Below are 22,463 nucleotides of genomic sequence, written 5' to 3'. Positions count from 1 at the left end.
CGTTCCCGGAAGACCAAGCGCAGGGAGCCGCCCACGTGCAGGACCAGCCGCCCGGCCCCGACCCGCTCGAACGCCTCGATCCGGTCGTCCTGCACCACATCGTCAACACTCTCGGATGGCCTGATCTGCGCCCCCTGCAGAAGGCCGCCGTGGAACCGCTGATGGACGGCGAGGACGCGATCCTGCTCGCGCCGACCGCGGGCGGGAAGACGGAAGCCGCCACCTTCCCCGTCCTATCCGCCATGCGGGAACAGCACTGGACCGGCACATCTGTCCTCTACCTGGCCCCACTCAAAGCCCTCCTCAACAACCTCGTCCACCGCGTCGACACCTACGCCCAGTGGCTCGGTCGCCGCGCCGGGCTCTGGCACGGCGACACCCCGGAGTCCGTACGGCGCCGTATCCGCACCGAGTCGCCCGACTTCCTGCTCACCACACCCGAGTCGCTCGAAGCGATGCTGATCAGTGTCAAGACCGACCACACGCACATGCTCGGCCGGGTCCGTGCCGTGATCATCGACGAGGTGCACGCTTTCGCGGGTGACGACCGTGGCTGGCACCTGCTTGCCGTGCTCGAACGGCTGGAGCGGCTGGCCGGTCACCGGATCCAGCGGATCGGGCTCTCCGCCACCGTCGGCAACCCGGACGCACTGCTGACGTGGCTGCAGGGGGCACGCCCCGCCGAACGCCCGGGACGGGTCGTCGCGCCCGGCATCACCCTTCCGGACACGGCCGGGGACACCCCGCTGCCGAGGCCCGCGGGAGACGTCGAACTCGACTACGTCGGCTCGCTCGCCAACGCCGCCAAGGTGATCTCCGCCCTGCACCGCGGCGAGAAGCGTCTGGTCTTCTGCGACTCCCGCAAGCAGGTCGAGGAACTCGGTGCGGCGCTCCGGGCCCGCGACGTCACCGTGTTCCTCTCGCACGCCTCGCTCTCCACCGATGAACGGGCCCGCTCCGAGCAGGCGTTCGCCGAGGCGCGCGACTGCGTCATCGTGTCCACCTCCACCCTGGAGCTCGGCATCGACGTCGGCGACCTCGACCGCGTCATCCAGATCGACTCCCCCGGCACCGTCGCCTCGTTCCTGCAGCGGATCGGCCGCACCGGCCGCCGCGCCGGCACCTCCCGCAACTGTCTCTTCCTCGCCACCCGGCCCGAGTCGTTGCTGCAGGCCGCCGGGCTGCTCACCCTCTGGGCCCGGGGCTGGGTCGAGCCCGTCACCCCGCCACCGTCACCCCGTCACCTCGTCGCCCAGCAGCTGCTCGCGCTCACCCTGCAGGAGCACCGCATCGGCAACCGGCTCTGGCCGGCCCGGTGGAACGGCCTCGCGCCCTTCGACCGGTCGGCCGCCCCGCTCCTGAAGCACCTGATCGACGAGGGCTTCCTGGACAGCGACGACGGCATGCTCTTCATCGGCCCCGAGGCCGAGAAGCACTTCGGCCGCCGCCACTTCATGGAACTCACCGCTTCCTTCACCGCGCCGCCCGAGTTCACCGTCCTCGCCGGGCGCACCGAGATCGGCACCACCGACCCCACCGTGCTCACCGAGGAACGCCCCGGCCCGCGCCGCCTGCTGCTTGCCGGGCGCAGTTGGCAGGTCACGTTCATCGACTGGGCCCGCCGCCGTGCCTTCGTCGAACCCGTCGAGGACGGCGGTGTGGCCATATGGCAGGGCAGCGAGGCCCGCGGCCTCTCGTTCGCTCTGACCCGCGCCATGCGCGACGTCCTCCTCGGAACCGACCCCGACGTCCGACTCACCCGCCGTGCCACCGCTTCCCTCGCCGAGCTGCGCACCGATCGCGCCCCTCACGAGGTCCACCCGGCCGGCACTCTCGTGGTCCGCGATGCCGATGCCACACGCTGGTGGACCTGGGCCGGCTACCGCGCCAATGCGACCCTCGCCGCCTCCCTCGGCAACCTCGCCGATCCCGTCCAACGGCCCTCCGACACCCATCTCCGCCTGCGCCAGGACCTCTCCCCCACCAACTGGAAATCCGCCCGCGCCGAACTCCCGGGCGCCCTCACTCTACCCACCGTCGACCCGCGCGCCGTCCGCGGCCTGAAGTTCTCGGCTGCCCTCCCGCCACGCGTGGCCACCGCCACACTGGCCGAACGTCTCGCCGACTTCGACGGGGCACTGGCCACGGCGCGAGAGCCGGTACGGCTCGAATGGGGGATGTGAACTCCGCTCCTGCCGACATGAGTTCCGCTGCCGCCCCAGTTCTCTTCGCCTCTCCTCCAGGCATCGCTGTCACCTCTGCCACGCCCGCCGGGCCTCGGCCGATGAGGCCCGGCAAGAACTCCTCCCGCGCATAGCCCGACCTAGGGCGTGTTTGAAATGGGGTCACAGGGACTGCCGTATCAAGGTGAGTTGGACGGTCGCTTCGTAGCGGACGGCGAGCTTGTCGTAGCGGGTCGCGACGCCGCGGGCCTGCTTGAGGAGCCGATCCGGCACTCGACCTTGTGTCTGGCCTTGTATTTCTCGCGGTCGAAGCTGGGTGGTCGGCCGCCCGTCGAGCCTCGGCGGAGGCAGTGTCCGGCCTGGTCGCGCTTCTCCGGGATGGTGTGCGGGATCTGCCGCCGACGCAGGTACTCGCGGATCTGGCGGGAGGAGTATGCCCGGTCGGCGAGCACGTGATCGGGCCGGACGCGGGGGCGGCCGCCAGCCTCCCGGGGCACCCGGATTCGGCTCATGACCTCGGTGAACTGGGGTGCGTCGCCGCGCTGTCCGCCGGTGACCACGACCGCGAGTACGTGTCCGGACGCGTCGGCGGCCAGGTGGAGCCTGGTACTCAGGCCGCCGCGCGAGCGGCCGAGACCGTGGTCGTTCGGCTCGGCCGCCAGGCCGTCCGCGTACGTCCCGCCTGGACAACGAGCCCCCTTTTGCGGGCTCCGGCGGCGTGCTGGTGGGCCCGGCAGACCGTCGAGTCCACGGACACCTCCCACTCGATGTGCCCGGCAACATCGGCCTTGACCTGCAACTTCTCCAGGATGCGGGCCCAGGTCCCGTCGATCTGCCAACGGCGGAAGACCGAGTACGCGGTCTCCCAAGGGCCATACCTCTCCGGTATATCCCGCCACGGCGAACCCGTCCTCGCCCGCCACCAGATCCCGTCGAAGACCTGCCTCCGATCCCGCGGCTTGCGCCCCATCACCGGCAACGGTGGCAACACCGCCTCCAGACGCAGCCACTGATCGTCCGCCAGATCTCCACGAGCCATCTCAAGATCGTTTCACGGCCTTAAGCCAGATCTCAAACACGCCCTAGCTGCGTCCTCGACGACAGCCACCAGATATGTGGCGGTCAGGGAGATCCGTTCCGCATGCGCGAGTTCGAGCATGGGGCCAGCTGCTCCTCCCGGGCTGCGACGGCCAGCAGGGCGTCGAATGCGTCGCAATCGTCGTAGGCGGACGGAAGCGCGGGCAGCGCCTCCTCGCCGAGTCTGCGGACCTGGCGCCGAGCCTGCCTCGTATACACGCGGCGCATCGGCCGCGTCACGGCCGAGGATCTGGTTCAACATCTGCAGTACGGGGCCCACGCCCACTGCAAGCCACCCGTGCCCACGTACGACCCCACCTGCAAGTCCGTCAGAACGAGCGTCATTTCAGCGTCAGGACTTCCAGGACACCCGTCCGCAGACCAGGCGACAATCAGCCACTGCGCCGGAAAAGCCGAGGCCAGAGCCCACAGAGCCAAGCCATCACGCCTCGAACTGTTTCCTTCAGGGAAAGACGTCGAATCTCAGCTCGCCCTCACAAAACTGCAGGTCAGCGCCCCTTCCCCGCCTTCTCCAGGATCGCCACGCACTCCACGGGGTGGGCCATCGGGAAGATGTCGCAAATCCAGGAAAGTGACATACCAGCAGGTCAGCTACCGTTTTCCGGTCTGCCGGAGGAGCCCCCGGGCACTCGGAGCGTCAAACGAGCGTCACGACTGGCTGGAGCAGCTACCTCGCTCCATTGCTTCGGCCATGTCTGCCAACAGGATGTCAGCCACCAGTTCCTCGACCACGGCGGTCCCGTGTTCGGCCATGGCACGGGTCAGCTCGGGGTCCCAGGGAGCCTTGGTGAGTCGGCCGGGCTCGGGGCCGTGCGGTGTGCGTGCGACCGCGGCCCGGTAGTCCGCCGCCGTCATGCGCCAGGGGCGGGCCGGCGTCTTGTCCAGAAGATAGGCGGCGACGCGGATGCCTTCGCCGTCGAAGTCACCGTGATAACGGAGGATGGCACCCTGATCCGCGAGAAGGCGGAGGAGGTGGATAGCCGCGCTGTTGGGCCAGCCTGATGTGCACACGAGCGGCGGACAGTCCGGGCCGAAGCGACGTACGGCCAGAGCCAGGATGCTGGGGTTCTCCACTGCGTGGACAACGGGTTCCCGGTCGGAGGCGAGGGTGAACTCGCCCGGGACCCGCAGCTGGGCGAGTGTCAGACTGACGGCCTGGCCAACCTCGGTGCATACACGGGCCACACGGGCGAGCGACCCTTCACCGGCCGGGCGTAGTCCACCGACGAGCACGGTGGCCGACAGGTCGTCGTCGGCAACGCCCGCGCGAGTCCACAGGGCGCGCCGCTCCGCCGCGGACTCCGGCACGGCGGTGTCGTGAAGAGTCGCCAGAGCACGAAGGACGAGTGTGGACAGGCGGGTGCCGCCGTCGAGTGCGTGGGAGTCGCCCTTCAGGACCCGGGCAGCGAAGACAGGCAGGGGCTCGGCCTGGGCCGGGAGTTCCGCGAGCACTGTCAACGCGTCTGCGAGCAGGTTTCGAGTCAGTTCCGGTGAGCCACCGACCATGCCGGTGGCTCGGCACGACGCGGTCCAGCTGGCAAGCGCGGGCTGGGCCCGCACGCTGGCATGGCTGTTCAACCATGCCCACAGCTCGGCACGTTCGTCTTCCTTGCGGCGTCGTTCTGTCGCGCGATCGTCGAGGGGGCCTACGAGTTCGGTGACGGTTTCACGCACCGAGAGGCCGGACAGCTCGGTGACGGCCTCTTCCAGACGGGCCAGCGAGACGGAGGGGTGCGGATCCGGCAGGCGGTCCAGCCCCAGAAGGTCGGCAAGAGCCTCGCGCTGAGCTTCGTCGAGCGGTCCGAGGCGCACCCGCGTGACAGGGTGACCGGAGGACAGTCGGCTGTGGACTGTGCGCCAGAGCGGGCGGAGCTCGGGACGGCGCAGGGTGCGTTCACCCGGGGCCAGTCCGGTGTGAGTCATCCCGCCTCCAAATCAGTGCCGTTCCAGACGAAGCGAGCGCTGGTGACAGCGTCATCGTCCCCGTCGGTGAGGAGTTGGTGGACAGCGATGCCAGGTAGTTCACCGTAGGTGCACCACTCGTGGTCGGAGGTGACCATGAGATCAAGGTCGAGTGCGGTGAGCAGGGCGAAGACCTGTCCGCGGTTGACCGCGTCCACGCCGACGAAGACCTCGTCGAGCAGGATGGGGCGGGGCGCCAGCGGCACGGCCTCGTAGTGGGCGGCGACCGCCGCGAACAATGGCAGGTGCAGGGCGATGGCCTTCTCTCCGCCGGAGAGTGCGCCGTGCAGCTTCTTGGTCAGCGGCTGCCAGCCGGTCCCGTTCGCCCGATCGAGGCGCACGGTGAAGCGGTGCCAGGCGGTGTAGTCGAGCACCTCGCCGAGTTGCTCCTCCCAGCTCGCGGCCGTGTCACTGCCCTTGGCCTCCTCGATACGAGCGCGGAAGAAGGCGTGCAGGGCTTCCCGGTCGGCCTCGTTGACCCGGCCGGGGTCCTTGAGCAGCAGCTGACGGGCGGTGCGCGTACCCTCCGGGAGATCCGGGCGGAAGTCCCAGACAAGCTGTATGGCGACGTTGGAGGCGGTACGAACCCGCTCCAGATGCCCATTCATGCGGTGGACGAGTTCGCCGGCCTGACGGATGCGGGCGGCGAGGTGACGGCGGATGTCGCCGGTGAGGATCTGGTCGAAGAGGCTCCGCTCGGCGGTGGTGATGTCGTCACCACTGCGGTCGCGTTCCTGGGTGAGCGTGATGAGCAGGCCCGTCGCCCCCACCCGCATACCGTCCAGGGTAGCGGTGAACAGCTGGATGTCGTCGTCGGGCTCCAGATCCAGGTCGGCACGGGCACCGAGACACTGACGTGCTTCGTGGACCGCTTCGGAAAGGCGGGTCGCGGCATCGCCCAGGTTGCGTGGGGCGTGCGGGATGCCGGGCCACTTCGCCGCCGTGGCACGGGCGGCCTCCAGAGTGGCCTTCGCGCCGTCTCCGGCATCGAGTTCCGGTGTGATTCCTGCATCCTCGGCCAGCCCCACCAGACACAGATGCCGGAACCGGTGCGCCGCATGGTCCCGGGCGGCGACGGCTCGCTCCCGTCGTTCGGCATCCTGACCACTGGTTGCTCGCAGACCTCCGATACGGCCTTCCAGCCGCAGGAGGAGATCGGCTGCCCGGCCGGCTCCCTCCCGACAGCTCCGCAGTTCGGCGCGCGCCTCGGCGACACGCGCGACGATCTGTCGGTAGTCCTCGCCAACAGTGACCTCCACCGCCTCCAGGCGCGCCTTCAGTCCCGCCGCCTCGGCTTCGGCGGAAGCGGCGTTCTCGGACTGCTCCTCGGCAGCTCGGCGCGAGCGGTCTGCCTGCGCAGTGGACTGACGTGCCCTGTCGGCGGCGGCGGTCGCGGTGAGACGGGCGTCCACCCAACTGTCGGCGGTGTCCCTGAACCTGTCGATGCCGGAGGAGAGCTCATGCAACCGGTCGCGATCAGTGGGCAGTCCATGTTCAGCCGCCCGACGGCTGAGCGTGCGTAGAGCGCCTGCCACCTTGGTCTCGCACCGGTCCAGATGGGCAGCCGCGTCGCGAACGGCATCGTCCCGGGCAGCCACCTTCTCCTCGGCTCGGTCCCAGTCACGCCGACAAGCGTCGAGTTCCCGGTGGTCGGGTCGAGCCGCGCGGTCTGCGTCCAGCCGGGCGCGGCGAGCGCCGAAGCCGTGCAGTTGGTCGTCGAGCGCGGCGAGGGAGGCGTTCGTCTCGCTGATGCGCTCAGCCAGTTCACCGATCCTGCGCTGCCGGGCCCGTTGCCGCGCGAGGGCACCGATGTAGGCGGGTTCCGGCTTGCTCCACGTCCCGGTGGCGAGCGCGAGACGCCAGGCGCCGTCGGCGGAGACGGCCGCGGGGTGATCGCCTGGCAGTGAGGTGCCGTACGCGACACCGGCGAGGATGCGGGTCACGGTGTCGACCGGGACGGGGATGTCCTCCTCGGGTTTCAGCACCTCCAGCAGACTGGGCCCCGAGGCGGTCACGGCCAGAGCCGCCTCGGCTCGGGTGTCGTGCCCCGGCAGGGCCATCCCGTCGCAGGGGCTGACCCAGGCATCCAGGAGGCCCGATGCCTCCAGTGCCGCCTCCACCGCGGCCTGCACGGCGAGCGGAACACCTTCGTGGAAGGCGACCAGTCGCCACAGGGGTGCGCCCGCCGTCGCAGTGCGGGCGGTGGTGCGGGTGGGAGGGGGCAAAGGCGGCAGGTCGGTCTCGTCGCTCAGCCGTCGGACTTCCTCCGCAAGTCGGCTCCGCTCGTCCCGCAGCTTCAGACGTGCCGCTCGCGCGGTGGCCTCCGCTGTGGCGATCTCTTGTTCCAGCGGGCGTGCGGCGGCTTCGACCAGTGCCGTCACCTCAGTCTCGGTCGCGGCTCCGGCCGCCAGTTCCCCGGCGTCGGCAATGCGCAGTTCCGCGCAGGCGCCGGCCCAGGCGAGCAGCCGTTCCGCCTGTACGGCAAGGGCACCGTCCCAGGCTTCGGATGCCTCGTCCCGCCGCTCGATCGTCTCCGCGAGTCGGCTACGGGCGTCCTCCAGCAGACTCTCGGCAACACCCCGGTCGCGTACCGCGCGAGCATGCTCGTCCATCGCATCGGTGACGAGGACAACCTGCCGGCGTCGGGCGGTGACCGCACCCCTCAGCAGCCTGCGGGCCTGTCGTGCCCCGTTCTCGTCCGTCGTGTGTGCACTGGCTGCACCCAAGGGCCGACGGCCACCGGCCTCGTGCCCCGGGCTGTCTACGAGGTCCCCCACGGAATCCGTGCCGAGAAGCGTCTTCACCTCATGATGGATCGACTCCATACCTGCCGCCCGGGCCGACCGACGTGCTTCCTCGGCGGCCTCGCGCGCGTGCTCGTCGAAGGTGCGGGCCCGGGACGCCGCCTCATCGGCGTGCCTCTGGTCCTCCTCCGCGCTGATCCGAGTGGCCTGCGCAGTGGCACGCTGACGCCCGGCGACGGCTGCCGCTTCTTCCGTGCGATGGCGGAGCCGGTCGAGTTCCTCGCCCTGCTTGTACGCGTCGCTCTCGCGCAGCCCCTCAATGGTCTCCTCCAGGGCGTGCGCGCGCAGTTCCTGTTCCTCGCGCCGGGCCTGAGCGGACTCCCTTTCTTCCAGCGCCTGTTCGAGTTCCTCGATGCTCTGGCGGGCGGCGCGGGTGAGGTCGTCCATCTCCGTGGTCGCCGAGATCAGCGCGGCCGAGCCGGCACGCAGGACACGTCGTGCGTAGGCGCGCTGCCGGGATGCGACGGTCTCTGCCGCTGTCACCTCGCCGTCGAGCCGTTCGAGGTGTTCGCGCTGGCGGTCCAGCCGCTCGAAGCCTTCGGCAAGTTCAGCGATCTCGCCTTCGCCCAGTGGGGGAAGGGCACGGGACAACAGGGTGGAGAGCAGGGACGGGTCGAGCCGTTCGGACAGTTTGGGCTGGCGCAACTGGAGCAGGGCGGACAACAGCGACTCATACCGCTGCTCCCCCATGCCGGCGAACAGTTCACGTCGTACGGCCGTGCGGTAGTCGGTGGCCGAGGCATGGACATCGCCGCAGTCGCGCACGGCCTCGACCAGCGCTGCGCGTGTCAGCGGCTGTCCCGCGTCGTTGACGAGGAGCAAGCCGGCGGGGTGGGAGATCCTGGAGCCGGTGGTGAAGTAGTCGGCATGTACCCCGCTCGTGTGCACGCTCGCCTGCAGACGCGCACCACAACCGAACCACCGCTCGGCGCCATCGTCGCCGGCGCGGCGGAACTCCATCCACACATACCCGACACGGGTCTTACCGGAGGCGCCTTCGCCGAGCAGGTTCCAGTGCATGGTGCGCTCCGAACCACCAAACGTGGACAGGCGGTTCGGGCGCAGGCTGGCGTCGAAGAGGAAGGGCAGCAGGAGCTCAAGGGCCTTGGACTTGCCCGAACCATTCTGGCCGCGGAGCAGCAGGCGACCCTGGTGGAAGGTGAAGGTCTCGTCGTAGTAGCGCCAGACGTTGAGGATGCCCGCGCGGTGCGGCTGCCAGCGGCTGCGGGCCGCATCCGCCGCCGTTTCCGGTGTCGCAGGCGACTCGGCGCACTCAGGCCGCCGTGGCACCGGAAGCTCTGTCACACTCACAGCTGATCTCCTTCTGCCGCAGCGCCACCGGAAACCACGGCGCCTGTCCTCTCGCGGTGGCTCATGTCCCGCCCCGATCCGAGCTCGTCGTCCGGATCCGGACTCGTCGTCTCCGTCAGGCGGTAGCGGTACGCGGCCGGGCATGCGACGACACGCCCCCTGGCCGCGCGGACGAGCCCGACATCACGCAGGACGCGTACCGCGTCGTCGGAAAGCCGGACCGCGCCGTCCTCGGACTGATACGCCTTTGCCCAGCGCGGAAAGCGGCGCAGCAGACCCGCTCCGGCCTCGGCAAGCTGTTCGGGCAGCATTCCGGCGGGCGTGGCACAGAGTGGCTCCAGAAGGAGCAGTGCGGCAACCCTGGCAGTGGAGGTGTCGTCAGGGAAGCGGACATCGGTGGCGATCCCATCCGGGTCCACGAGCAAAAAGCCCTCCGCGCGTTCCTCCAGGAGGAAGCCGGCCTGTTCGACCGAGCGACGCAGGATCTGACGCCCAGTCAGGGACGAGACGTAGGCCAGCTCGTCCTCGGCGAGGTCCGCCCGGTGCAGCACGGGGTCGTCGAAGAGGCGACGCAGCACCGAGTGGCGCAGCCTCAGATTGTTTTGTGCATCAGTGGCGGCGCCCTCGCTGTCCGACTCGCCAGCTGTCCCGTCAACGACCGCGCCGCCGTAGCGGCGCTCCCGCACCAGGCCGATGAGGAGCTCTTCGAACCGCGTGGGCACCTCGTCCGGGAGCACGGCGATTCGGGAGGCGCCGACGGGCGCGGCAGGCAACCGCAGCAGCAGGGTGGTGTCCACGCGGTAGAGGACCTTGGCGTCCGCGGACTCGACGTACGCCTCGGTCGTACCGTCCACCGCGCGCAGCACGTCGTACGACTCCAGCAGCTTCAGGACATCGACGAATGCCATCCGCTCCGGCTTGTGGACCGGGTCGAACGCGGCCAGTGCCCGGTCGGCCGCCGTGGCCTGCACGACACGGTCGGCGAGCATGCCGATGGTCGTCATCGGCATCGACAGCAACTCGGCCGCGGTCACGCACAGCAGCGCGTAACGCAGACGGTCGAACGGGGCCCGACCGGAACGGGCCCTGCGGGCCGGGCGGGAACCATCCGGGTGGGCGCGCACCTTGGTTAGGCGGGCGTAGCCTCGGCGAGGCTCCACCACCAGGCTCCAACCGCAGGTGTAGTCGAACCACTGGGCGAGCGACTCGCGACGGCGTCGCACCAGTTCGAAGCCAGTGGGGTCGGCGGTCTCGGTAAGCAGGGGGCGGGCCAGGAGGAGGCGGATGGCGCGGGCGACCTCCTCCCGTTCCGCGGAGGCCAGTTGGTTGGCGAGGGTGCTCATCCTGCGGCCCCCCGCGGCGTGGCGTGGAGGGCCGAGGAGACGCTCGCTCCACCCGCCGCTGTGATGTGGACGACGTAGTCCGGTCCGGTCAGTGAGCCCTTCGCGGTGTGCAGTACGGCGGTGCGCTCATCGGACGGCGGGGCCAGGGTGATCTCCACCCGGCCGTCTCCCGTCGTGGCGCGCCTCAAGCCGCTCGCGTCCGGCCGGGCGGCCAGGGCACGGCCGAACAGGTCGAGTAGACGGTCGAAGACAGCGGGATCCAACGTGCCGAAGGTGGACAGACGAACAGGCCCGTCTGTCTCCAGCACCTGCCAGGCGAGTGCGATTCCCGTTCGCTCCGCGCGAGCCCGCTCTGCACGCTCCGCCCTGACAGCCGCAACGTCCCGCACCTTCGCCGTGCGAGTGAACCGCTCCGTCCGTCCACTGGTCCGCAGCAGCGCCGACACCTCCACCGGCGGGGCCTCGGACCAGGAACGGGACGACGGGATCAGCTCGGGGTCGGTGTGGGCGAGATGAGCATGCCGGGCCGAACCGAGCCCGAAGGCCGCCGACCACAGCCGGTGCAGGTCCTCTTCCGCGGGGGCCGCCGCGAACCAGCGTGCCAGCTCCCGGAAGTCCTGCACGGCACTGGAGGAGCGGCGCCGCGACTCGTTGATCCGTTCCAGAACCTGCAAGAGCGAGACGATGGCTCGCCGGGCTATGTCGTGGAGTTGCTCGATCCGAGGCCGGGCCCCGTCGTCCGCCAGGAACCACGCACGCAGGCCCACCCAGCGCGCCCGCCTGCTCTCCAGCCAGTCGGCCGCGGGATCCTCACCGGCCACCGGCGGGAGCTCTGCCCCGCGCAGGGCACGCTCGCGCAGTACGGCAGTCCCCCGCTCCTCCACCCGGGCCACGGCAGCGGCGACCGCCTGCCCGCGCCGGTCGAGGTTGACCAGGAACTCCTGCAGATACACGACGGTGGCGGCCTTGACCTCGCGGAACACCTCCAGATCAGCGCCCTCGGCGCGCAGCAGGCGCTGCAGTTCACCGTTGAACGCCTTGGTGTTCTCCACCAGAGCGTCCAGATGCCCCTCCAGCTCCCGCAGAGTGCTGAAGATCCGCCGATCGGCCGACGCGGGTTCACCGGAGAGCAGGCACAGCTCGTCGAGTCGGTCGGCGATCGCCTCCAGCACGGCCGTCTGCAGCGCGCCCGTGGAGGCGAGAACCTCAAGCGCGTGCCGCACTCCGGCAAGAGCCGCCTCACCCCGGCGGGTCAGCGAATACTGCAGGTTGCGCCGTTCGTACTCCTCGGCCGTGCGGTAGTTCTCCGCGTGCTTGTGCACCACATCCAGGAGCTCCCACTGCACGAGCTTCCTGAGCGCCTCATACAGATCCTCATCCTCGACCGCCGCCACCCAGCCGACCCCGCGCAGCCGCTCTCGCACCGCGTCGAGCCCCAGCGCCGTCTCCAGGTGTTCACCGGCCACGCCGAAGACGTCCAGCACCGCCCCGTACAGATCGGACCTCTCCACCGTCGTGAACCGAAACATCTCCGGTGGAACCCTGCGCATGCCTGTCGCCCCTCCCCGTTGCCTCGATGGACGGCTTCCGGATCTCCACCGTAGAGGAAGGCACCGACATTCAGGGGCGAGTCATAGAACAGCGGATTCAACCGGGCAGTCTCGTGAGACGGGGTTTCAGGGATCTTGTCGTCTTCTGCAGGACGACTGCGTGGCGCCGGAATCTTGCTCCTCCGTACCAACCCTTGACAAACAGCGAAACAATCGAGACAGCTCGCCGACCAGCGCTTCTCCGGCGGGGCGGCCAACGAGCGCGCGATGCTCCAGTGGGCGGGACAGTCGGGAATCGACGTGCGTCACCGCGTACCCGAAGCTCGCCTTCCCACTGGGCGGCACGGTCAGGTCCGAGGCCGTCACCCGACGCAAACGTCCTCGGCCCGACATCCGCCCTCGGCCTGCCCGAGGAGCAGACCCTCGACACAGTCGCGGAGACCACAGACGCCATGGCCGGTTCCCGGTTCAGCTCCCAGCTCCCAGCTCGCAGCGGGACTTTTCCGTACCGGATTTCGTCACCGTGACGATCAACGGCCGGTTGCGTACGATCACAGCCCGTGCCCGTCAGCTCACGTCGTCGACCGTCAGGAGGTGGGGAACCAAGCTGACAGGCGCTTGGCAATGACTGGTACATCGACGTTGTCCTGCGCGACTTCCTCGACGAACGGGCCGGCGACGGAGACATGCGGCGGGACGGTACTGGCGCTGACGCCGTTGAACCGCAGGAAGACACGCATGGCGAGCCAGGCGGTGCGCTTGTTGCCGTCGATCAGCGCGTGATTGCGAGCAACGGAGTGCAGCAGCGCCGCCGCCTTCTCGTGCAGCGTGGGATATAGCTCGGACCCGAACACGTTGGTCCGGGGCCGCTCGATCGCCGATACGAGAAGTCCCATGTCACGCACGCTGTGCTCGGTACCGTTGACCGCGCGGGCGATGGCCAGGATCTCGTCGATCTGGACGTAGCGCACTTCGGTCACTTCAGGTAGTCCAAGATCTCTGCATCGCTGTCCATGAGTTCTGCGAGAACGTCCTCGACCTTCAACTCGGCCCGCTCCTGGGCGTCGCGAATGGCCTCAATGGCGAGTTCCTGCTTGCTGCGACCCTCCCGGCGAGCACGCTCAGTGAGCTTCGCGTCAAGATCGTCGGGGAGCCGGAGTGTCATCGCCATACGGGCATGATACCGGACCGGTATCAAGGCGGCGAGGTCATACACGCCACTCGGCCTCAGACCACGCCGCCACGCTCTGCGGCCCGTACGGGCCGCGCTCTCGGCTCCAAGAAGCGTGGGGCCTGGATGGCAACTTGCGCCGCCGCCGGGGAGGCGAAGCGGGACGCCCGTACCGGAGCCCCTGCCCCGTGCCGATGGAACCGGTCCGCAGGACCCCGGCCGGAGAGGTTCGGCAGGTCGAAGCGTCCGCTTCGAGCGTCAGGTGAGCGTCGAGAATCTCCGGACGAGACCTCGACGGCGTCCGCCGATGCAAGCGTCTCTCTCATGAATGCGCAGGTCAGAAAGGTTTCGCGGGCGATCCTTCCGCTCGAACCGCTGCACGGAGAGAAACAGGTCGAGCAATCCACCTGTGCCACAAAACCGCAGGTCAGACGCCCTTCCCCGCCTTCTCAAGGATCGCCACGCACTCCACATGGTGCGTCATCGGGAAGAGGTCGAACGCCTGCATCCGCCGCGGTACGTATCCCGCCTCGCGGAAGTACGCCAGGTCGCGGGCGAGGGCGGCGGGGTCGCAGGCGACGTAGGCGATGCGGCGGGGGGTGAGGGAGGCGAGGTGGGTGACGGTCTTGCGGCCGGCGCCGGCGCGGGGCGGGTCGAGGACGATGAGGTCGGCGGAGGTGATGCCGGTGCGCGGGAGGATCTGCTCGACCTTGCCGTGTTCGATGCGGACGCGGTCGAGGTCCTGGAGGTTGTGGCGGGCGTCCTCGGCGGCGCGCTTGCCGGATTCGATGCCGAGGACCGCGCCCTTCTCGCCGACGCGTTCGGCGAGGGCACCGGCGAAGAGGCCGACACCGCAGTAGAGGTCGAGGGCGGTGTCGCCCTTCTTCGGCATCAGGCCCCGCATGACGGCCTCGACGAGGACGTCGGCGGCCATGGGGTGGACCTGCCAGAAGCCGCCGTTGCCGACGCGCCAGGTGCGGTCGGCGGCGCGCTCGCGGACGAAGGGGCGGCCGTGGACGCGGTGGATGCCGCCGTCCTTCTCGTTGACGCGCAGCACCGAGACCGGCTTGTCCAGCTCGACGATCGGCAACCGGCCGCCGGGGCGCGGGGTGAGGACGACCTGGCGGTCGTGCGAGCCGGTGGCGGCGATGGCCTCGACGGTGGCGGTCTGCGGCCAGTCGCGCTTCTCGATGCCCAGCTCGGTGACGCCGGGGGCGGCGATCAGGCAGCGGTCGACGGGCTGCACCTCGTGGGAGCGGTGCTTGCGCAGACCGGCGTGGCCGTCGGCGTCGATCGCGTACTGGACGCGGGTGCGCCACGCCGGGACCTCGCCCTTGGCGACCTTGTCACCGGGGGCGGGGGCGACGGTGCCGTCCCAGCGGGCCTCCTCGGGCGTGAGGCCGGCCAGCCGCTCCAGCTGTTCGGTGATGACGGCGCCCTTGAGGCGGCGCTGCGCGCCGGGGGCGGCGTGCTGCCAGTCGCAGCCACCGCACCTGCCGGGGCCGGAGAACGGGCAGGGCGCCTCGACGCGGTCCTTGGACGGGGTGTGGATCTCCACGGCGTCGGCGCGCAGGAAGCGGGCGCCCTCGGCGCCCTCCGTGACACGGGCGGTGACGCGCTCGCCGGGCAGCGCGTGGCGGACGAAGAGGACCTGGCCCTCGTCGGTGCGGGCGATGCAGTGGCCGCCGTGGGCGACGGGGCCGACCTCGACCTCGTACTCCTCGCCGACCAGCGACTTCTCGGGTTCTGTCTGCATGGCGGGCGAAGCTCCAAAGGGTGGGACCGGCGCGGCGGGGCCGCGGCCGGGTACGGCGGACGACAGCCTTCGAGTCTACGTGCCGTGGCCCCGTGCCCCGTGCCGGGCGCATGGCGCGCGCCCGGCACGGCCCCCTCACTTGCGGGGTGCGGCCTTGTCCTTCTTCGGCTGGCTGACCGGGCCACGGCGGACGGCGCCCGGCGCGTTCCACTCGGCGCGGCGGCGGGCGCGCTTCTTGGCCGCCTCGGAGGAGTCCAGCTGCCAGGGGACGGAGGTGACCATGACGCCGGGGGTGAACAGCAGCCGGCCCTTGAGACGCAGCGCGGACTGGTTGTGGAGCAGGTGCTCGTACCAGTGGCCGACGACGTACTCCGGGATGTAGACGGAGACGACGTCGCGCGGCGATTCGCGGCGCAGCGACTTGACATGGTCGACGACGGGGCGGGTGATCTCGCGGTAGGGCGAGGCGAGGACCTTGAGGGGGACCTCGATGCCGCGCCGTTCCCACTCGGCGCGCAGCGCCTTCGTGTCGGCCTGGTCGACGTCGACGCTGACCGCCTCCAGGGTGTCGGAGCGCATCAGCTTGGCGTAGTTCAGGGCCCGCAGGGTCGGCTTGTGGACCTTGGAGACGAGGACGAGGGAGTGCACCCGGGAGGGGCGGACGATGTCGTCGTCGGGGGTGTCCTCGGCGGCGATCTCCTCGGAGACCCGGTCGTAGTGGCGGCGGATCGCGGTCATCGTGACGAAGAAGATGACCATGCCTAGGAGGGCCACCCACGCGCCGTGGGTGAACTTCGTCAGCAGCACGACGACGAGGACCAGACCGGTGAGGGTGGCGCCGAAGGCGTTGATCGCCCGGGAGCGGTGCATGCGGTTGCGGGCCGCCGGGGACTTCTCGGTGCGCAGATGGCGGTTCCAGTGCCGGACCATGCCGATCTGGCTGAGCGTGAAGGAGACGAAGACGCCGACGATGTACAGCTGGATCAGCCGGGTGGAGTCCGCGCCATAGATGTAGACGAGGACGGCGGCGGCGCCGGCGAGCAGCACGATGCCGTTGGAGAACGCGAGGCGGTCACCGCGGGTGTGCAGCTGGCGGGGCAGATAACGGTCCTGGGCGAGGATCGAGCCGAGCAGCGGGAAGCCGTTGTAGGCGGTGTTCGCGGCCAGGAAGAGGACCAGCGCGGTCGCCGCCGCGAGGATCACGAAGAGGAACGAGCCCTTGCCGAAGACCGCCTCGGCGACCTGCGAGATGACCGGGTTCTGGGTGTATCCGGAACCGACCGGGTGGCCGTGGTTCAGCAGGTCGGTGGCGGGCTTCTCCGCCATCTTCACGCCGGTGGTCATCGCCAGCGCGATGATGCCGCAGAACATCGTGACGGCCAGACCGCCCATGAGGGCGAGGGTGGCGGCGGCGTTCTTCGACTTGGGCTTGCGGAACGCCGGGACGCCGTTGGAGATCGCCTCGACGCCGGTGAGCGCCGCACAGCCGGAGGAGAAGGCACGCAGCAGCAGGAAGATCAGCGCGAAGCCGGCCAGTCCGCCGTTCTCGGCGTGGATGGTGTAGTCGGCGGTGGGCGCCTTCATGTCGTGGCCGAGGACCAGCCCGCGGAAGACGCCCCAGAGGATCATGAGGAAGACGCCGGCGACGAAGACATACGTCGGGATGGCGAAGAGCTTGCCCGACTCCTTGACGCCGCGCAGGTTCATCAAGGTCAGCAGGACGATGATGCCGATCGCGCAGAACGTCTTGTGCTCCACGACGAACGGGATCGCCGAGCCGAGGTTCTCGACACCGGAGGAGATGGAGACGGCGACGGTCAGGACGTAGTCGACCAGCAGCGCGCTGGCGACGGTCAGGCCCGCCTTGGGTCCGAGGTTGGTGGTGGCGACCTCGTAGTCACCACCGCCGCTCGGGTAGGCGTGCACGTTCTGCCGGTACGACGCGACGACGGTGAACATCAGCACCACGACGGCGAGCGCGATCCACGGGCTGAAGTGGTAGGCGGAGACGCCTGCCACGGACAGCACCAGCAGCACCTCGCCCGGGGCGTAGGCCACGGACGAGAGCGGGTCGGAGGCGAAGACGGGGAGGGCGATGCGCTTGGGGAGAAGGGTCTCACCGAGCTTGTCGCTGCGGAGTGCGCGCCCGATCAGGATGCGTTTGGGCACGTCGGTCAGTTTGGACACGCAGAGGATGCTAAGCCTTCATCCTGAGCGCGGCCCACCCGCCACCCGGCTCGCGGGAGCGGCGGGCGGCGGACGGCACAGCGCCCTTCCGCACCCTTCACCGGACGCGCACACCTCCCTCACGGGCCCGGACGGGGTCAGCCGGTGCGCCAGGTCCGCTTGATCTCGGCCCAGCGCCGGGCCTGCTCAGGGGTGAGGCGGCCACGCAGCTCGGCGAGCTTGAGGAGGTTGGCCTCGGCGCCGCCGGTGAGCGTCTGGGCCTCGGCGCGGTAGTGGTCGTCGAGCAGCGCCTCGGTTTCCGTGTCATTCATCACGGGCACCAGCCGGGCGGCGATCTTGTTGGTGTTGCGGTACGAGCCCTGGAGCAGGAACGGCGGCTCGGTGCGGGTGGCGTCGGCCTGCGCGGCGGAGTCGATGTAGGCGCGGTTGACGGCGAGGACGGTCTCCTGGACGCGCAGCAGGGTGCGCAGCACGGCGAGGATCTGCTCCAGCTCGGCGGGGGCGTAGGGGTGGACGAGCCGGTCGGCGTGGGCGGTGGGGTCGCGGCGGGCGAGGCGGACGAGCAGGTCGGTGTCGGCGCGGTCGCGGGTGGCGAGCGGGGCGAGATGCGGGTTGGCGGTCAGCGCGTTCTCGATGTGGGAGAGGGCGAACAGCGCCTCCTTCCCGGCGAGGACGTCGCCGAGGTGGTGCACGTCGGCGCGGTTGGCGAGCATGTCGGGCAGCCGGAAGCGGCGGCCGGACTCCGTGTAGGGGTTGCCGGCCATGCAGACCGCGAACCGCTTGCCGCGCAGGTCGTAGCTGCGGGCCTCGCCGTTCCAGACGCCTTCCATACGGCGCTGGGCGTCGCAGAGCGGGATGAACTTCTGGAGGAGTTCGGGCGAGGTGTGCTGGATGTCGTCGAGGTGGAGGAGGACGTTGCTGCCCATCTCCAGGGCGAAGGAGATCTTCTCGACCTCGCGGCGGGCGGCGGCGTCGGGGGCGGCGGCCGGGTCGAGGGAGGTGGTGTGCTGCCCGAGCGCGGGGCCGTCGACCTTGACGAGGACGAGACCGAGGCGGGCGGCGACGTACTCCAGCAGGGTCGTCTTGCCGTAGCCGGGCGGGGAGAGCAGGAGCAGCAGGCCCTGGCTGTCGGTGCGGCGGTCGTCGCCCGCGGTGCCGAGCTGGGTGGCGAGGTTGTCGCCGATGAGCGGCAGGTAGACCTCGTCGATGAGGCGGTTGCGGACGAAGGCGGGCATGACCTGGGGGCGGTAGGAGTCCAGGCGCAGCCGGCGGCGTTCGGCGTCGAGGAGCGCGGTGCGGTGGCGGGTGTAGGCGCGGTGCGCGGGGACGCGGTGGGTGCGGAAGGTGCGGGTGCGGTCGAGGAGTTCGTCGAGGCGGAGCGGGAGGGTGCCGTCGGTGAGGGCCGGGTGGCTGCCGAGGAGGCCGTCGACGGTGCAGGTGACCGGGGCGTCGACGGGGCGGCGGGGCAGGTCGGGGCCGCACAGTTCGATGGCGGCGGCCTCGGGGAGGTCGGCGCGCGGGGCACCGCGGTCGTCGGCGTAGCCGCCGAGCCAGGCGGTCACGAGCTGGTGGCGGGCGGCGAGGTCGTCGCCGAGGGCGGTGAGGTCCTCGGTGAACTCCTTGACGGCGGCGGAGCCGGGGCCGCCGAGGGCCTGGTGGAAGCCGGTGAGGAGGGTACGGGCGGCGGCGCCCGTGGCGAAGCGGGGGCTGCCGTCGGCCAGCTCCTCGAAGAGGTACGCGCCGGCCTCCTCGGCCGCGGCTCCGTCGGCGAACCCGCTCAGCCCGGAGGAGGTCAGGAAGGCGGTGGCGGCGCCGGTCAGTTCCGCGGCGAGGTCGGCGGGGCCGGCGCCGCGGCCGAAGCGGGCGCGGGCCCGGGCCAGGGAGTGGGCGCGGGTGGCCCAGGCGGTGCGGGCGGCGGGGTCGGTGCCGTGGTGCCAGAAGAGCTGGGCGGCGGCGCGGACCCGCGGGGTGAAGCGGAGCAGTCCGGCGTCGGCGCGCAGCCGCAGCAGCGCGTCGAGGACGGCGGTGGCGTCCAGGTCGTGGACGCCTCGGTCGTACCCCTCGTCGTACCGGGCCTGGGCGGCGGCGCGCACCAGGCCGGGCAGGGTGCCGTCGGCCCGCGCCGCGTACAGCGCCTCCAGGGTCAGGCCGTCGTGACCGGTCTCGGCGTGGGCGAGGAGGAGGGCGGCGAGGTGTTCGGCGCGGTAGACGGCCGGGGACTCGGAGGCGAGCGGCTGGTCGTGGAACTCCCGGTCGGCGGCGAGGCGGGCGTCGTCGGCCGGGGCGCGGTAGTCGGTGCCGGTGACGGCGAAGGCGAGGCCGTCGCCGTGCGGGACGAGGGTGAGGTCGAGGGGCTGGGTGTTGACGGCGAAGCGGTGGCGGCCCAGCCGCAGCGTGCCCTCGGGGTCGTAGAGGTCGGCGCGGTCGCGGAGCGCGCGGACGGCCTCCTGGCGGGCGGCGGCGAGGCGGCCCTCCAGCTCCCCGGCGCGTACCGGGTCGGCGAGGGTGCGCAGTTCGGCGGCGGTGGCGCGGACCTTCGCGACGAGCGGGTCGGTGGCGAAGTAGGCGTGGATGTCGTCGGCGGCGGCCAGTGCGCGGGCGCGGCGGGTAACGGTGGCGAGGACGCGGTCGGCGGATTCGGCGAGCCGGTCCGTGTGGCGGGCGCGGGCGTCGAGCTGGGCCTGTTTGCGGGCGGCGAACGCCTCGTGGATCTCGTCGCGCCGCTCCGCGATCCGGGCGAGGCGGGCGTCCTGGACGTCGTCGGGTCCGCCGTCGGGGCCGCCGAAGCGGGCTTCGAGGTCCTCGACCTGGAGGAGCAGCGCGGCGAGTTGGGTGTCGCACTCCTCCGGGGTGGCGGCGTCGGCGAGCGCCCCGGCGACGGACTGGCCGAGGAGGGCGAGGCGGGCGGCGAACTCCTCCTTGCCCTCGGCCTCGGCGAGGGTGCGGCGGCGGGCGTCGAGGGTGGCGCGGGCGCGGTTGACGGCGCCGAGGGCGTCGCCGATGCGGCCGAGGACGGCGGTGCGGACGGTGGTGTCGTCGAGGTCGAGGGTGGCGACGATCTCGGTGACGGTGCGCAGGCCGTCGGCGACCTCGTCGATCCGGGCGGTGAGGGCGGCGGCGTCGGCGACGGTGGCGAGGGCGGACGCCTCGTCGGTGAGGGCGGCGACGGTGCGGTGGGTGGTGGCGAAGGCGTCGTCGGCGGCGAGGAAGGCGACGGCGCGGCGGGCGGTGGCGGCAAGGTCGTCGGTGAGCCCGGCGGAGAGCGCGTCCAGCGCGGTGCGGTCGACGTAGCGGACCTCGCGCAGCGACTCCAGGCGGCCCTGGGCGCGGCGCAGCGCGGTGAGATGGCCGACCCAGGCGGCTGCCTCGTCGGGCTGCTCGCCGCGGACCCGGCGGACCAGCGCGGTGGTCTCGGTGGTGGCGCGCGCCAGCTGTGCGGCGGCGCTGTCGCGGAGTGCGGTGACCCGGGCGAACTCCTCGACGACCTGGCCGGCGGCCGCGCCGACGGCGGCGAGGGGCTCGGCGGGCGCTCCGAGGTCGGGGTCGGTGAGCCAGTGGTGGGTGTCGGCGGCGCGGGTGGCGGCCGCCGCGAGGGCGTCGAAGACGGCGGCGGACGGCTCCGTGCCGGTGGCCATCCGGGCCACGCCGAGCAGATCGGCGATGCCGGAGACCAGTTCGGCGTTGCCGATGCGGGCGAGCGGTCCGTCGCCCTGCGGGCGGGCGGCGGCGTGGGCGTCGGAGGTGAAGGGGGTCTGCCAGATCTGCAGCGGGTGGATGCGGGCCGCCTCGGTGCCCGCGTCCCGCAGCACGGCGAGGGTGCCGTCGTCGAAGAGGGCGTGACCGCGGCCGGTGAGCGGGGCGGCGGCCTCCTCGCGGATGACGTTGTAGGGCAGCAGCAGGGTGTGGCCGTCGGTGGGGCGGCGGAAGACGTAGAGGACGTCCTCGCCGTTGGGTGAGCGCACCGCGCGGGCGAACTCCAGGCCGTCGGCGGCGGTCCCGAAGAGCTTGGTGGCGCCGGTGGCGAGGTGGTAGCCGCCGGGGAAGACGAGGCCCTGCCCGTCGGGGAGGGTGCGGCAGGCCCGGCCCACGGCGTCGATGCGGCGGACGGCGCGGGTACGCGTGTGGTAGACGAGGCAGCGGACGGTTTCCTCGTTGTACGGGCGGATGCGCAGCAGGATCAGCGGGCCGGTGCGGGCGTGCTCGACCTCGGCGTCGGCGAGCGACTGCAGCGGTTCGTCGACGGGTTCGCTGTGGATGCCGTCCGGGGTGGTGGTGTCGTTCTCGGCCTTGAGGGTGAGGTGGCCGCCGGAGACGGAGACGTAGACGGCGCCTCGGACGTCGATGTGCGGGTGGCGTCCGGCGACATGGTCCTCGCGGGTGGCGGCGGTCCAGGTGACGTCGTGGGCGGGCGGGTCGGTGAGGTCGCGTTCGCCCTGGTCGTCGAGGTAGGCGGGGGTGCCGTCGGCGGCCACCCGCCAGCGCAGCACCCGCAGGTCGCCGGGGCGCTCACCGGTACGGAAGATGGCGAGCAACAGCGCGTCGGTGCGGCGCAGTTCCCGCAGCCGGGCCTGACGGTAGTAACGGTGCAGCTCGGCGAGGTCGCGGCGGAAGCGCGGGTCCTCCAGGAGGCCGGGCAGCGCGCCGGGGGCGGCCGGGGCGAGGGTGTCGCCGTCGCGGCGGTGGAGCGCAAAGATGTCATCGGGGCCGGGGTCGGTGACGGTGGCCGGCGGGTGGTGGCCGAAGAGCAGATGGCCGCCGACCTCGACGACGTCGCCGGGCAGACAGGGCGCGGCGCTCTCCAGCCGCCCGGTGGCCCGCAGTTCCAGCCCCGCGCCGCCGAACTCCTCGGTGCGGCGGGCGTTGAGGGCGCGGGCCCGCTCGGCCAGCTCCCCCGCGGCGGCCAGCAGCCGGTCGCGCAGCACCTCGTACGTGCCGTCGCCGGGCGAGGCGTCCGGCGTACGGTCCGCGGCGTCCATGGTCTGCTGCGCGCTGTCGGTGTTCACGTTCTGGCTCTCCCGGTTCTCTCCCGGTGGCCCGGCACCGCTTGCCGGGCCACCGGGCTGCTGACGTCGTACGGGGCGGACGGGGCGGGCCCGGC

The 22,463-nt window shown here is 71.3% G+C and carries 10 protein-coding genes and 1 pseudogene; 1 reads left to right on the top strand and 10 read right to left on the bottom strand.

What is annotated here, in order from left to right; genetic code table 11:
* Window positions 1-35 precede the first annotated feature (35 nt).
* Window positions 36-2,183 (top strand): DEAD/DEAH box helicase, encoded by a 2,148-nt coding sequence (locus ACF1BH_RS05640; protein WP_391641122.1) that lies wholly within the window; start codon window positions 36-38, stop codon window positions 2,181-2,183.
* Window positions 2,184-2,345: 162 nt separating this feature from the next.
* On the opposite strand, the pseudogene ACF1BH_RS05635 reads toward ACF1BH_RS05640, so the two are convergent.
* The 10 genes and pseudogenes from ACF1BH_RS05635 to ACF1BH_RS05590 all read right to left on the bottom strand — a co-directional run bounded on the left by ACF1BH_RS05635 (window position 2,346) and on the right by ACF1BH_RS05590 (window position 22,341).
* Window positions 2,346-3,222 (bottom strand): annotated as a pseudogene (locus tag ACF1BH_RS05635) (IS5 family transposase).
* Window positions 3,223-3,929: 707 nt separating this feature from the next.
* Complete coding sequence (locus ACF1BH_RS05630) at window positions 3,930-5,204, bottom strand: TIGR02679 family protein (RefSeq protein ID WP_391641121.1); 1,275 nt, start codon at window positions 5,202-5,204, stop codon at window positions 3,930-3,932.
* A complete protein-coding gene (locus tag ACF1BH_RS05625; RefSeq protein ID WP_391641120.1) occupies window positions 5,201-9,358 on the bottom strand; it encodes a TIGR02680 family protein in 4,158 nt (1,385 codons plus the stop codon). Before ACF1BH_RS05625 ends, ACF1BH_RS05630 begins: the two co-directional genes overlap by 4 nt.
* Window positions 9,355-10,701 carry a TIGR02678 family protein gene (locus ACF1BH_RS05620; RefSeq protein WP_391641119.1) on the bottom strand — a complete coding sequence of 449 codons (1,347 nt, stop codon included), beginning with the start codon at window positions 10,699-10,701 and terminating at the stop codon, window positions 9,355-9,357. The genes ACF1BH_RS05625 and ACF1BH_RS05620 overlap by 4 nt, the downstream gene beginning before the upstream one ends.
* Window positions 10,698-12,251 (bottom strand): TIGR02677 family protein, encoded by a 1,554-nt coding sequence (locus tag ACF1BH_RS05615; protein WP_391641118.1) that lies wholly within the window; start codon window positions 12,249-12,251, stop codon window positions 10,698-10,700. The genes ACF1BH_RS05620 and ACF1BH_RS05615 overlap by 4 nt, the downstream gene beginning before the upstream one ends.
* A 587-nt stretch (window positions 12,252-12,838) precedes the next feature.
* Window positions 12,839-13,231, bottom strand: a complete 393-nt coding sequence (locus ACF1BH_RS05610) for a type II toxin-antitoxin system death-on-curing family toxin (RefSeq protein WP_391641117.1) — start codon at window positions 13,229-13,231, stop codon at window positions 12,839-12,841.
* Entirely contained in the window at window positions 13,228-13,422 is a 195-nt protein-coding gene (locus tag ACF1BH_RS05605) for a ribbon-helix-helix protein, CopG family (RefSeq protein WP_189531445.1), read from the bottom strand. Before ACF1BH_RS05605 ends, ACF1BH_RS05610 begins: the two co-directional genes overlap by 4 nt.
* 427 nt (window positions 13,423-13,849) lie before the next feature.
* Complete coding sequence (locus ACF1BH_RS05600) at window positions 13,850-15,178, bottom strand: class I SAM-dependent RNA methyltransferase (protein ID WP_391641116.1); 1,329 nt, start codon at window positions 15,176-15,178, stop codon at window positions 13,850-13,852.
* Between the two features lie 135 nt (window positions 15,179-15,313).
* Window positions 15,314-17,365: an APC family permease gene (locus ACF1BH_RS05595; protein WP_391641115.1), complete on the bottom strand. Its 2,052-nt coding sequence runs from the start codon at window positions 17,363-17,365 to the stop codon at window positions 15,314-15,316.
* Between the two features lie 137 nt (window positions 17,366-17,502).
* Window positions 17,503-22,341 (bottom strand): DNA repair ATPase, encoded by a 4,839-nt coding sequence (locus tag ACF1BH_RS05590; protein ID WP_391641603.1) that lies wholly within the window; start codon window positions 22,339-22,341, stop codon window positions 17,503-17,505.
* Window positions 22,342-22,463 lie beyond the last annotated feature (122 nt).

This window comes from Streptomyces sp. NPDC014733 (genome assembly GCF_043083385.1).
Taxonomy (GTDB): Bacteria; Actinomycetota; Actinomycetes; order Streptomycetales; family Streptomycetaceae; genus Streptomyces.
This window is presented reverse-complemented; position numbering and strand designations above follow the sequence as displayed.

Coding starts and splice junctions, on each gene's coding strand:
- ACF1BH_RS05630 (WP_391641121.1), bottom strand. CDS start 5,204: ATGACTCACACCGGACTGGCCCCGGGTGAACGCACCCTGCGCCGTCCC.
- ACF1BH_RS05620 (WP_391641119.1), bottom strand. CDS start 10,701: ATGAGCACCCTCGCCAACCAACTGGCCTCCGCGGAACGGGAGGAGGTC.
- ACF1BH_RS05615 (WP_391641118.1), bottom strand. CDS start 12,251: ATGCGCAGGGTTCCACCGGAGATGTTTCGGTTCACGACGGTGGAGAGG.
- ACF1BH_RS05605 (WP_189531445.1), bottom strand. CDS start 13,422: ATGGCGATGACACTCCGGCTCCCCGACGATCTTGACGCGAAGCTCACT.
- ACF1BH_RS05600 (WP_391641116.1), bottom strand. CDS start 15,178: ATGCAGACAGAACCCGAGAAGTCGCTGGTCGGCGAGGAGTACGAGGTC.
- ACF1BH_RS05590 (WP_391641603.1), bottom strand. CDS start 22,341: ATGGACGCCGCGGACCGTACGCCGGACGCCTCGCCCGGCGACGGCACG.